The organism is Dyadobacter sp. HNCC25DJ183 (assembly GCF_056895175.1).
This window is the reverse complement of record NZ_JBXHAP010000006.1, coordinates 464,588-477,692: the sequence shown is the minus strand read 5'-3', so window position 1 is coordinate 477,692 and position 13,105 is coordinate 464,588. Positions and strand designations below refer to the sequence as shown.

The 13,105-nt window shown below is 46.4% G+C and carries 12 protein-coding genes; 4 read left to right on the top strand and 8 right to left on the bottom strand.

What is annotated here, in order from left to right; all coding sequences use genetic code 11:
* Window positions 1–107: 107 nt before the first annotated feature.
* The 8 genes from AC1XTG_RS17695 to AC1XTG_RS17660 form a co-directional block, all read right to left on the bottom strand.
* A complete protein-coding gene (locus tag AC1XTG_RS17695) occupies window positions 108–2,645 on the bottom strand; it encodes an ATP-dependent Clp protease ATP-binding subunit (protein WP_056281413.1) in 2,538 nt (845 codons plus the stop codon).
* A gap of 66 nt (window positions 2,646–2,711) precedes the next feature.
* Window positions 2,712–3,371, bottom strand: a complete 660-nt coding sequence (locus AC1XTG_RS17690; protein WP_484842855.1) for a WbqC family protein — start codon at window positions 3,369–3,371, stop codon at window positions 2,712–2,714.
* A gap of 103 nt (window positions 3,372–3,474) precedes the next feature.
* Window positions 3,475–4,101 carry an L-threonylcarbamoyladenylate synthase gene (locus AC1XTG_RS17685; protein WP_484842854.1) on the bottom strand — a complete coding sequence of 209 codons (627 nt, stop codon included), beginning with the start codon at window positions 4,099–4,101 and terminating at the stop codon, window positions 3,475–3,477.
* 30 nt (window positions 4,102–4,131) lie between these two features.
* Window positions 4,132–5,124, bottom strand: coding sequence for a glycosyltransferase family 2 protein (locus AC1XTG_RS17680; RefSeq protein ID WP_484842853.1), 993 nt, complete (start codon window positions 5,122–5,124; stop codon window positions 4,132–4,134).
* A 121-nt stretch (window positions 5,125–5,245) separates the two neighbouring features.
* On the bottom strand, window positions 5,246–6,169 hold the full coding sequence (locus AC1XTG_RS17675; protein ID WP_484842852.1) for a YihY/virulence factor BrkB family protein: 924 nt from the start codon (window positions 6,167–6,169) through the stop codon (window positions 5,246–5,248).
* 17 nt (window positions 6,170–6,186) lie between these two features.
* Entirely contained in the window at window positions 6,187–6,597 is a 411-nt protein-coding gene (locus AC1XTG_RS17670) for an acyl-CoA thioesterase (protein WP_056281404.1), read from the bottom strand.
* Window position 6,598: 1 nt separating this feature from the next.
* Entirely contained in the window at window positions 6,599–7,636 is a 1,038-nt protein-coding gene (mltG, locus tag AC1XTG_RS17665) for an endolytic transglycosylase MltG (protein ID WP_484842851.1), read from the bottom strand.
* Between the two features lie 53 nt (window positions 7,637–7,689).
* Window positions 7,690–8,769 (bottom strand): Ldh family oxidoreductase, encoded by a 1,080-nt coding sequence (locus AC1XTG_RS17660; protein ID WP_484842850.1) that lies wholly within the window; start codon window positions 8,767–8,769, stop codon window positions 7,690–7,692.
* Between the two features lie 102 nt (window positions 8,770–8,871).
* Here AC1XTG_RS17660 and AC1XTG_RS17655 point away from each other — a divergent pair, with 102 nt between their 5' ends.
* The 4 genes from AC1XTG_RS17655 (at window position 8,872) to AC1XTG_RS17640 (ending at window position 13,095) form a co-directional block, all read left to right on the top strand.
* Window positions 8,872–9,498, top strand: a complete 627-nt coding sequence (locus tag AC1XTG_RS17655; RefSeq protein WP_484842849.1) for a DUF502 domain-containing protein — start codon at window positions 8,872–8,874, stop codon at window positions 9,496–9,498.
* 84 nt (window positions 9,499–9,582) lie between these two features.
* Complete coding sequence (locus AC1XTG_RS17650; protein ID WP_056281397.1) at window positions 9,583–10,197, top strand: hypothetical protein; 615 nt, start codon at window positions 9,583–9,585, stop codon at window positions 10,195–10,197.
* Between the two features lie 49 nt (window positions 10,198–10,246).
* Window positions 10,247–11,488 (top strand): 3-phosphoshikimate 1-carboxyvinyltransferase, encoded by a 1,242-nt coding sequence (locus AC1XTG_RS17645; RefSeq protein ID WP_484842848.1) that lies wholly within the window; start codon window positions 10,247–10,249, stop codon window positions 11,486–11,488.
* A gap of 14 nt (window positions 11,489–11,502) precedes the next feature.
* A complete protein-coding gene (locus AC1XTG_RS17640; protein ID WP_484842847.1) occupies window positions 11,503–13,095 on the top strand; it encodes an FMN-binding glutamate synthase family protein in 1,593 nt (530 codons plus the stop codon).
* Window positions 13,096–13,105 lie beyond the last annotated feature (10 nt).

Below are 13,105 nucleotides of genomic sequence, written 5' to 3'. Positions count from 1 at the left end.
TGAATATAGACAAATGCTTTGATCCGCCCTGTTAATATTTGCAAACAAAAAAGAGGCAGATCTTTCGACCTGCCTCTTAGACATTCATTTTATATTAACCCGGCTTATTAGTTAGCCAGCTCTTCCTCTTTCTTGCGAACGGTAATAACAAGTTGCTCGCTATTCTCTTCGTGATTGGCAACCAGAACATCTCCTTCACGCAGATCGCCTTTCAGGATCTCTTCAGCTACGGGATCTTCGAGGTATTTCTGAATCGCCCGGTTCAATGGACGAGCTCCGTACTGCGGATCGTAACCTTTTTCTGAAAGGAAGTCTTTTGCAGGAATTGTAAGCTCGATTTCGTAACCCAGCCCTTTCACGCGGCTGAACAATTTGCCCAGAGAAATGTCGATGATTCTGTGCAAGTCTTCACGTTGCAGTGAATTGAACACGATCACGTCATCCAAACGGTTCAGGAATTCAGGCGAGAATGCTTTACGAAGTGCACTTTGAATGGTGCCTTTCATGATCTCATCCTGGTTTTCAGACTTGGCTTTTGTCGAGAATCCAATCCCCGTACCGAAATCTTTCAGGTCACGTGCTCCGATGTTCGAAGTCATGATGATGATCGTATTTCTGAAATCTACCCTTCTACCTAATCCGTCCGTCAGAATACCATCGTCCAGCACTTGCAGCAAGATATTAAACACATCCGGGTGCGCTTTTTCGATCTCGTCCAAAAGAACAACGCTATATGGTTTTCTCCTGATTTTCTCTGTCAACTGACCACCTTCTTCGTAACCCACATATCCCGGAGGCGCTCCAACCAAACGAGATACGCTGAATTTCTCCATGTACTCGCTCATATCGATACGTACCAGCGAATCGTCTTTATCAAACAGGTAAGTCGAAAGCACTTTGGCAAGCTCGGTTTTACCTACCCCGGTTGGTCCAAGGAATATAAAGGAACCGATTGGCTTCTTAGGATCTTTCAAACCGACTCTGGTACGCTGAATCGCTTTTACCAATTTCTCGATCGGAGGATCCTGACCAATTACTTTGCCTTTCAGCTCGTCGGCCATATTAAGCAATTTCTTGCCTTCGTCCATTGAAACGTTGGTTACCGGAATACCCGTCATCATCGCTACTACCTCCGCAACGTTTTGCTCAGTAACGGTGTAGCGTTTCTGCTTGGTTTCTTCTTCCCACGCCAGTTTAGCGCGGTCAAGCTGGTCGATCAGTTTCTTCTCGCGATCTCTCAACTGCGCAGCCTCTTCGTATTTCTGGCTTTTTACAACCCGGTTTTTCTCCTGCTTGATGTTCTCAATCTGCTCTTCAAGCAGCAGGATATCCTCAGGTACTGTAATGTTGCTGATATGTACCCTCGCTCCTACTTCATCCAAAACGTCAATCGCTTTGTCAGGTAGAAAGCGGTCGGTGATGTATCTTTCCGAAAGCTTCACAGCAGTGCTGATAGACTCCGGCGTATAATTTACGTGGTGGTGATCCTCGTATTTGTCTTTGATGTTTTCAAGTATCTGAATAGTCTCCTCGATAGAAGTTGCATCCACCATTACCATCTGGAAACGACGGGCCAAAGCGCCGTCTTTTTCAATATACTGGCGGTACTCGTCAAGCGTGGTAGCACCGATACATTGAATTTCTCCGCGTGACAATGCAGGTTTGAACATATTCGAAGCATCCAGCGAACCCGAAGCGCCACCGGCTCCAACAATTGTATGCAGCTCGTCAATGAAAAGGATCACGTCTGGTGATTTTTCAAGCTCATTCATCACCGCTTTCATTCTTTCTTCAAACTGGCCGCGGTATTTGGTACCAGCTACCAGCGAAGCAAGATCAAGCGTAACAACACGCTTTCCGAAAAGTACACGTGATACTTTCTTCTGCACAATACGCAAGGCAAGTCCTTCTGCAATAGCCGTTTTACCTACACCAGGCTCACCAATCAGGATCGGGTTGTTCTTCTTGCGACGGCTTAGAATCTGAGCTACCCTTTCAATTTCTTTTTCACGGCCTACAATAGGATCAAGCTTGCCTACCTCCGCCATTTTAGTAAGATCACGTCCAAAGTTATCGAGCACCGGGGTGCGGGATTTCTCAGCGCCTTTTGATTCTTTTCCGGATGAAGATCCACCGCCTCCAAACATACCGCCTCTTGCCTCGTCGTCTCCGTCCTCGGTCTCCGGCCCCATATGAGGTCTGGATCCAGATGATTGATATTCTAACATTTCCTTAATGACTTCGTAGTTAACATTAAATTTATGCAAGATCTGAGTGCCCACATTATCCTCGTCCCTGAGAATGGAGAGCAGCAAATGCTCCGTTCCTATCAGGGTACTTTTGAATATCTTGGCTTCCAGGTAGGTAATTTTAAGTACCTTCTCAGACTGCCTGGTTAAAGGTATATTCTGTAAATTCTTGACGTTATTGGTTGCGGCACCCTTGGTCGCCTGTTCGATCGTCTGACGAACATCATCTAACGAAACGCCCAGTTTTTTAAGCAAGCCAATCGCCACACCATCTCCCTCACGAATCATTCCAAGTAACAAGTGTTCGGCTCCAATGTAATCATGGCCAAGTCGGAGGGCTTCTTCCCGGCTCATTGAAATTACTTCCTTCACTCTATTCGAAAATTTTGCTTCCATTGTGTAGCAATAAAAAAGTGTTTTAAAATCATTAACGCTACTTGATCACCGTTTGTTCAAATAGCTTTATCGGGATTCACAGGATCTTAACAAAACACTTTTTGCTTCCGGCCCCATATTAAAAATTAAATCGATTATGCTCAAATTACCAACAAAACCATTCCCGAAAGTCTGATAGTAAGGTACTGGCGAATAGTATGTAAATCCATTCCGCGTTTTTCTGTTGTTAATCAGCGAGATAGCGTTAAAAACGCCATTATCACCCTCCCGCTCACCTGACAAAATGTACCTTATTTCTTTTTTGATTCCAACCAATCTAAGACAAATTGTCAATAATTCATAATTCAAATCGACCAGGAATTTTGGCTTTTTAGCGTAAGTATCGATTAGTTCGGGTGCATAAAACTCGTAGAACGGGGACTTTCCGTATGCGGCTTTCAAACAACCCAGGTGGCGCCTGATCCATTCCTGGTTGTAATCAATCAAAATGTCTTTTGTGGGGCTGGTTGCTTCGTAACCTTTGACTGGGACCGTCAATACATCAATCTTATTGGTAGTAAGTACACTACACCGGTTCCTGAAAGTCTGCTTCACGTATCTCTCCTCAATATCAATCAAAACCTGTTCGTGTTGCAGGATGCAGGTAAAGTATTCCAGGCAAGGCAGGTACTGCAATTCTAACTTAACCGCCCGATTCTGAGCACTATTTACTTCCAATTCTGACACTACCAAATATGCTAAAGGCTGTCGATATTATCAAAAAATTTATAATAATTATTTTGCGCAGTCAGCAATGTTCAATACTGCCTTAGATCTTTACAATTTCCACTCAGGAAAAAATACTGACATCACCCAAACCTTCGCGCACAATCTCAAAATCGTCCGAGTCAGCCTTCACGATCGTGGATGGAACATTTCCGCCGTAACCTCCGTCGATAACCATATCTACCTGATGCTGAAACTTCTCGAAAATCAGCTCAGGGTCAGTTGAATATTCAATGATCTCGTCATCGTCTTTAATGGAAGTCGTAACAATCGGGTTTCCTAACTCCTTTACGATCAAACGGGGAATAAGGTTGTCTGGCACCCTGATTCCGACCGTTTTTTTATTGGTGTTCAAAAGTTTAGGAACATTGCTGGTCGCATCAAGAATGAAGGTGTAAGGTCCGGGAAGTACCCGTTTCATGATTTTAAATGCAGTATTGCCGACGCGGGCATAATCTGCAATGTGGCTCAGATCGTAGCAAATGAACGAAAAGTCATTCTTCTGAGGCTTGATCCCCTTGATCCGCGCGATGCGCTCAACCGTCCTGGTATTGTAAATATCGCAGCCAAGACCATAAACCGTGTCGGTAGGATAAATCACCAGACCACCGTTTTTGAGACAATCAACAACCTGGCGGATGCGCCTTTCGTCTGGATTTTGAGGATATATTTTAATGAATTCAGCAGGCATAAAACTTCTGGGCTTTTTTAACTAACAACGTTAAAAGCTAAATCCTTCCTGCCTGAATGCTTTTTTTAAGTTTTTGATGTAAAAACGGTAAGCAAAATTGAGTGGAAGGTGAAGCCCGCAGAGCAGTACAATCAGCTCAGTTTGCCAGCCCGGATTTTCTATATAGTTCAGTAAGCGCCGGAAACGCAATGCGAGCTCGTATTCCTGTGCATAAAGACATTTGCGGATAAAAGTGCGGATCCGGCGGGCAAGAAGGTCGAATTCCTGCTGGTCGCGGTTCAGATCGTAGGCTTTGTTGCAGACTGCATAGTAAGACGCGAGCATGCCGCTGTTCTTCTGGTAAACCTTCGTTGAAAGAGACGCAGGTACGATCCGCTTTTTAGTCAGGATTTCGTCCTGATAATGGTATTTATACTTCACAGCCGATCTTACCCAAAAATCAAAATCTTCAAATAACAGGCTCTCGTCATATCCTCCAAGCTGGGTCAATGCCTCTTTCCGCATCATCATGGTAGGCGTGCAGATGAAATATCTTTCCAGGATCTTTTTGTAAACATCTCCCGAAGGCACCGGTGTCAGCGCCTTTCCCTGCTGGTTCACAGGATAGTGATCGTTTAATTTCCGACCGGCCTGATCCATGTACTGCGCATTGGAGAATACCACCGCATATTCCTCAGAAAGGCTTTCAAAACAGGCAACCTGCCTTTCAATCCGCTCTGGCAAAAGAATATCGTCGCCAGACAGATCGATCACATATTTACCCTGCGCAAGCTCAAGCCCCTGATTAAATGCACGGCACAATCCCGCATTGTAAGTGTTGTTGATTACCTGGAATGCAGGTGCCCGCTGCCGAAACTGCTCCACAATCCGCAGGGATTTATCCGTGCTTGCATTGTCTACAACAATAAGCTGAATGACGGGATAGGTCTGATAAAAGACTGAATTGAGGGTTTCCTCCAGGTATTGATCCTGATTAAATACGGTCAGGATTACCGTAACCAATGGCTGTTCTGATTGTCTCATCTTACCCTCACAAGTGCGGCTTAGCTCACGACGGCGCTTTTGTTGATGTTGAATGCGCGCCTTCCGGTACAAAAGTAGGAACAATAAGCAGAGGCAGCCGAAGTAGTTATTTTCCGGCAGATCAGTCTTTAAGGTTCGCCTTGGAAGTCCGCGCGGCTAATATGCTCGCATTGATCTCGAAACCCAGGATAATTACGAATGCAAGCAAATACAGCCAAATCATCAGCGCAATCATCGTACCAATAGAACCGTACAGTTTGTTATAAGAACTGAAACGAGAGAGGTAAAATGAAAAACCGTAAGTAGCTACCAGGATAAGTACCGAGGCAACGATCGCGCCTGCGTTCAGGAATGCGACCTGCCTGCCGTGCGACGGAGCAAAACGGTAAATAATGGAGATTGTAAGCATTAAAGATGCCAAACTGACGAGGTACCGCGTAATGTTCAGTGAAATCAACAGAAAATTGTCCCTCACAATATTCCATTCCGCAAGCAGGTTCATCACCGCATCGCCTACAATCAGCAGGATCACGGAAACGAACAATACCAATAACAAGAGAAAGGTAAGCGCGATAGCAATACCACGGATCTGCAGGAAGGTCCGGATTTCATCATCCTCGTAGACCATATCAAATGAGCGCATCAGCGACATCATTCCATTGGTGGAGGCAATTACCGCAAAGATAAAACCGAATGAAAGTACTCCTCCCCTCGGCCTGCTAATGATATCCATAATGGTCTGGTCGGCATCTTCATAAATCCCGCTCGGAATATTCTCCCGCAGCAAATCCATGATCTGCTGATCCAGGTTTTCAATCGGAATGTAAGGGATCAGGGTAAAAAGGAAGATAATCGCAGGAAACAGCGCGAGTGTAAGGCTGAAAGCCACAGCTGATGCGCGCTGGTCAATGTCGTATTTACGATTGCTTTTAACCAGATTGAGAGCAATGTCGTAAAGGGTTACCCTCCCTCTTACAGGCGTAGCATGTTGTGACCATTTAACAAATCGCTTGATCTGGCGGTTTTGCAGCAGTTTTTCAAGCATATTTCCCATGGTATCATTTATTCGAAGTACGATTGCAGCTTGGCTTTCAGTTTTTCAGGAACTGTGCACAACTTCCCATTGTCCATTCTCTGAAATACCAGTGTGGTATCCCCAGTATTCAGCAAAACGTCAAGCTGGTTTCTTATTTCATACAAAAACCGGACGCGCACGCCGGGCATTTCCTGGATTGTCACTTTGATACTGAGCAGATCGTCGTAACGGGCAGGTTTAAGATAGCGTGAGTGACAGTCATAAACTGGCATCATTACCCCTTCATCCTCCATTGCTTTGTAATGAAAATCGAGGCTGCGGAGTGCTTCTACCCTTCCTATCTCATAGTAACGGGCATAATTTCCGTAGTAAACATACCCCATCTGATCAGTGTCGGCATACCTGACCCTGATCCCTTTCACTTCGTGAACAAACATGCTATTTAAGAATTTGGAGTCTGTTCAACTCTGCCTGATACAGCCGGGCATTTTTGAGGTGATCGGCGTAATTGGTTGCAAATGCATGGTAGCCCGACAAGTCTGCTTTGGCACACATATAAATATAATCGTGCTTGTCATAATTCAGCACCGCATCCAGTGATTTGAGATCGGCAACTCGGATCGGCCCGGGAGGAAGTCCGGTGTTGATGTAAGTATTGTATGGAGACTTGATGAGTAACTGTCCGTTCAAAATCCTTTTAATACCAAAATCCTGCAATGCAAATTTGATAGTAGGGTCCGCCTGCAATGGCATTTGCGCCTTCAGACGGTTCAGGTAAAGTCCTGCAACGCGCGGGCGCTCATCCACTTTTCTGGCCTGCTCTTCTTCCACAATGGAAGCAAGGATCGAAACTTGTTCCGGCGTCAATCCTATCTCCTTTGCTTTGGCAACGCGTTCGTCAGTCCAGTATTTCTTGTATTCGCTGTGCATGCGATCGAGAAATTTCTCAGTTCCGGTAGTCCAGTAGATCTCATAAGTATTAGGCAGGAACATGGAAACGATCGTAAGTGTATCGAGCCCGTATTTGTTGCAAACTGCGGGATCATTCAATGCTTTTCTGAAATTAGCCTCCCCAAACTCAAACCTGCTTCCGATCCTTTTGATCAGATCTTCTTTCAGACGAATATTATTGAAAGTGAGCTTGACCGCATCTTGGTTACCTGAAACCAACTTCTTGACAACCTCATAGTTGTTACTTCCGGGCTTGATCACATAGCGGCCGGCTTTTACCTTTTCAGGGTATTTCAAAAGCTTGGCCAGAAAACGGAAGGAAATGTGATCGTTGATCACATCGTGCTTGTTCAGCGTATCCAGCACAGACTCATAAGAAGCACCTTCCGGGATCAGCAATGCAAAGCTTGCTTGCTTGTCGACCTGCAAATTGGGCGTTTTGAATATTTGCCAGAAATAAAATGAAAAGGTCGTAGCCAGAATGGCGACCGTGACGAACAATCCTACTTTGAAATTACGAGACATAGTTATCAGGCTGGCAGCTTTTAGCAATTGGCTTTCGGCTGCTCTTTTTACATTTATAAATTGACCTCAAATGGGATACCGAACCTTTTGGCAAGTTCATCAAGTGACAAAACGACCGGTTCCAGCAAGGATATTCCATTTACACTTCTTTCTGCCTCCATTTCGCGCTCAGGATCGCCGGGTATCAGTACTTTCTGCCCTTCCACGGCCCTTGCGCCTCTGAATGCACGGATCCATTTATCCATATCTGTCTTGAAATCGTCGGCAGGACGAAACCCGTCCACCCGCATGGCGCCTAAGAAGTGCCCGGTACCCAGACCAACACCCGCCCCGGCAGACATAAAACCCGCAGTGGCAAACGGCGGCACCCAAGGCCCGAAGTTAGCACCTGAAAGTACGCCTGAAAAAATGTCAACGATCGCTCCGAGACCGTACCCTTTGTGACTTCCATGCTCCCTGTCTGAACCCAGAGGCAGCAATCCGCCACCACTTTTTACTGCATTGGAATCTGTGGTTGCATTCCCCTCTGCATCCTGCGCCCAGCCGAGCGGGGCCGGAAGGTTTTTGCTTTGTAAAATCTCGAACTTGCCGTAAGCGACGGCAGTTGAAGCGAAATCTGCCACGAATGCAGGTTCTTCCTGCGCAGGTACCGCAACTGCGATCGGGTTTGTACCGAGCAATTTATCTAATGAAAAAGTAGGCGTAACCAGCGGTGCCGCATTGGTCATTGTCCAGCCGATCATATCTTTCTGCAATGCCAGCATAGCATGGTACCCCGCAATCCCGAAGTGATTTGAGTTACGTACCGAAACCCAGCCAGAACCAACCTTCTCTGCCTTTTCCATCGCAATTTCCATTGCTTTTGGCGCTACCACCAGCCCAAGTCCGCGGTCTCCGTCCACAACTGCCGTACTTGGCGTTTCATACACAACCTTAACTTCAGGGGAGGGATTTAAGCGGCCGTGATCGTACAGGCGCACATAACCGGCGAGCCGGGCTATTCCGTGGGAATCAACTCCCCGCAGGTCAGCACTTACCAGTACTTCTGAGGCGAGTTTCGCATCTGCCGGCGGACAGCCGATAGCCAGGAATACTTCCTCGGTAAAATGTTTCAAATAACTGGCCTGATACATATACGTCAAATGAGTGAACTTCTGTTTATTTTTACCGTAGTTGTCAGTCTGATTTTACTGCCGGCGTGCAAATATCAATAATTCGTTTGGCTTCGTCCAAAAATGGAAATCAAGAATTCTATCCTGAAAAGGATTATCAGCTACTTCATTCGCGGGCTCGTGCTTGTTGCGCCGCTCTATGCTACTGGACTTATTATATGGACAGGAGTTGAGTTTCTGGACAACATCATTCCGATAGATATCCCGATTTCCAACCAGCAATCAGTGTACCTGCCCGGACTTGGTGTACTGATCATCATCCTCGGGATCATTTTACTTGGCTTTCTTTTCTCCACGATCATTCCGCAATCGTTCTTCAAATTCACCGAAGGAATCATGCGGCGCATTCCATTGGTAAGCCTGATCTACTATTCTATCAAAGATCTGATCCTGGCCTTTGTAGGAGACAAAAAGAAGTTCAACCAACCTGTCCTGGTAACCCTTTATAAAGATACCGGGATTAAAAAGATTGGTTTCATTACTCAAAATGACCTTTCACACCTTAAAATAACGGAGCACGTTGCCGTTTACATGCCCTTTTCCTATTCACTATCCGGAGAACTCTTCATCGTGCCCGTCGACCAGATTGTACCCGTAGAATCCTCGTCAACGGATATCATGAAAATGATCGTTTCCGGGGGAGTTTCGGTGAAAGTTTCCAAGGAGGAAACGCCTGAGGAAGAGGATTAAGCCGCAGTTTAAATAGGCAACATTGCAACACTTCTGCCCGTTTAAGAGAATGATTCCCTATATTTGAAACATTCTTTTTGTGCTATGAGAAAGCTGCTGCTTATCGTTTTTTTGTTTGTTTTCGGGAATCTGACGGCGTGGTCACAGGACCATTATGATCCCCGCAAAGCGCCTACAAGTGAGGAATTGTTTTTAAAACAGGGAAACCCAAGCAGGGCGATCGCCAGCCCGGGACAAAAATACCTCGTCCTCGACGCTTCCCCTGCTATTGGTGGTTTTCACCGGTACCGCTTCTTTCCCGGTGACAATATCAAGTTCAGAATGCGGAATGAAACTATCAAATTCAACGAGACTATTTCGAGTGTTTCCGATAGCTCATTTACCATTGGAATATTAAATGAGGCAGTGAACCGCGTCGACTACCAGGAGATCTTATTAAAGGATGTCCGGCTGATGAAGGTTTCAAGGAACATTCCATTCATATCCCAGGCTGCCCCATTACTGCCGCTCGCCGGACTTATTTTTATCGGTGCCGACTTCTTCAATAAAGGCATGGATAACAAACGCTTTACAACTGACGCTTCATCCTTCATAATAGGCGGCTCCATGATGGTCGCAGGATATGTTTGTTACCGGCTCACATTTTCATCACTGAAAATCAACAACCGCAACAAGCTGAAAGTATTGGAAACATATTGAACGATGTGAGCAGCATTGCCGCATTTAATTGAAATCTGATTTTTTTAAAGTGAAATCTATTCTTGTTAGCCCCCCGCAAAAACCTGTTCAAGCAGAAATCCAACTGGTCGCTTCCAAAAGCGAATGCAACCGCGCCCTGATCATCAATGCATTGACAGGTTTTCAATGCGAGCTTTCTAATGTATCCGAAGCCAGGGATTCACAAACCATGATGCGTTTGCTAGCTTCCAAAGATGCAGTCGCAGATGTGATCGATGCAGGTACCACCATGCGTTTTCTTACTGCTTATTATGCGGTAACCAATCAGGCCAAAACCATGACCGGCACGGCGCGTATGTGCGAAAGACCGATCGGGATTTTGGTAGATGCATTGAGAAAGCTGGGTGCCGACATTACATACGAAAACCAGGAAGGATACCCGCCATTAAAACTGAACGGATTTACTTACTCCGGAAACCACCATCTAACGATGCGCGGCGACGTGAGCAGCCAGTATATTTCCGCATTGCTGATGATCGCGCCTGAGCTGCCGAGTGGGCTTACCATTCAACTCGAAGGCGAAGTAGGTTCAAGGCCATATATTGAAATGACGCTGAACCAAATGGCTTATTTCGGGATCGATTACAAAGCCGACTGGCAGACTAATACCATTACAATACCGCCATTGAAGTACCAGCCCAAACCTTACGCGATCGAATCCGACTGGTCGGGAGCGAGCTATTGGTACAGCATTGTGGCCTTGGCCGAGCATGCAGAAGTAGAGTTGCTGGGACTTAAAAAGAATTCATTGCAGGGTGACAGCGCCATTGTTGATATCATGCGCCACCTGGGCGTAGAGAGCCTTTTTACTGAACGTGGCGTTTTACTCACCAAAATTCCTGCCGCCGCTTCCATTGGCTGGGACTTTACCGATTGTCCCGACCTCGCCCAAACCGTTGCCGTTTGCTGCGCTGTTAAGAATATCCGCTTATCGATGACAGGCGTGGAGAGTCTTAAAATCAAGGAAACCGACCGCGTATTTGCATTGCAGCAGGAATTGAAGAAGATCGGCGCGGAATTGAAAGAGATAGAAAAAGATCATTTATACGAAGTGACCTCCATCGCCGGTTTTGCCCCAACCGAAATTCCTTCCATTCACACTTACGACGACCATAGAATGGCGATGGCATTTGCTCCGGCAGGAATGGTATCCCCTATTCGCATTGAAGAGCCGGGTGTTGTCGTGAAATCATACCCGGGATATTGGAAAGATCTAAGTAAAGTCACTGACTGGGAAGAGACCGAAATCTAAGTTAACACGCTGTTATGGATCAATTGCTCGCTTTTTTTGCGCAGGTACCTGTTTGGGTTTACATTTTGCTGGTACCTGTTGTGATCGCATTAAGGGACATTATCCAGCGAAAGCATACCATCCAGCACAACTTTCCGCTTGTAGGGCACTTCCGGTATATGCTCGAAACAATCGGCCCGGAACTCCGGCAGTATATTGTAGCCAATAACCGCGAAGAATTGCCCTTCAACCGGCGCCAGCGATCCTGGATTTATGCGTCTTCCAAGAAAGAAAATAACTACCAGGGTTTCGGGACAGACCAGGATATGCACGAGCCGGGCTACGTACTCGTAAAACCCGCTTTGCTGCCAAAAAGGCTTGATTCCACTCACAACCATCACGTCAAAAACGGGAACGATCCGCACCATTACACCATCCCTTCGGCGAAAGTAATCGGCGCTTATCATGGGAGAAAAAGACCTTACAGGCCGCGTTCCGTTATTAATGTGAGCGCGATGAGCTTTGGCTCGCTCTCCTCACGCGCAGTGGAAGCACTTAATAAAGGCTCCTACACATTTGGCAATTTCCATAATACGGGAGAAGGCGGGCTTTCTCCTTACCATAAATTTGGCGCAGATGTGGTATTTAATATGGGTACTTCCTACTTCGGCGTCCGCGACCATGAAGGCAATTTTGTAATGGAAAAGCTAATCAAAATGACGCAGGATAACCCTTGTGTCAGAATGATTGAGCTTAAATTATCACAAGGCGCCAAGCCGGGAAAAGGCGGCGTACTGCCGGCAAGCAAAATTTCCGCTGAAATTGCAGAGATAAGGGGTGTACCAATGGGCGTTGATGTTGTGTCGCCGCCTTATCACAGCGCCTTTGAGGATGTGAGGGGAATGATTGACTTTATTGAGCAAATGGCCGAAAAGACCGGACTGCCGGTAGGTATCAAGTCGGCTGTGGGAAAGGTAGAAATGTGGGAAGAGCTGGCTGATCTGATGGTAGAAACCGGAAAAGGCCCTGACTTTATCGCCATTGACGGAGGAGAAGGAGGTACCGGAGCCGCACCGCCTTCGTTCGCCGACCACGTAGCCCTTCCGCTGGTATATGCATTCACGACTGTTTACAAGATTTTCCAGCAAAGAAACCTTACTGATAAGCTGACGTTTATTGCCTCCGGTAAGCTGGGCTTGCCTGCGCAGGCTGTAATGGCTTTTTCGATGGGTGCAGATGTAATCAATGTGGCCAGAGAAGCAATGATGTCGATCGGCTGCATTCAGGCGCAGATTTGTCATACCAACCGCTGCCCGACAGGCATTACCACCAACAATAAGTGGCTCGAATCCGGCATTGATCCGACGCTTAAAAGCGCACGTTTTAACAATTATATGAAGACGCTCGCCAAGGAAATCATTGAAATCACGCATGCAGCCGGCTATGAACATCCCTCCCAGTTTGGAATGAATGATGTTGATATTTCAATGGGAGATCACAACCGTACGATCACGCTGGCGGATAATTACGGGTACCTCAAAACGATCGTTCCCTATCCCGGCTTCAAAGCGTTACTGGAATGTCCGCACCTGGGCGGGCGAAAGATCCCGGATGAAAAAGTAGCCTAGCCGATACACA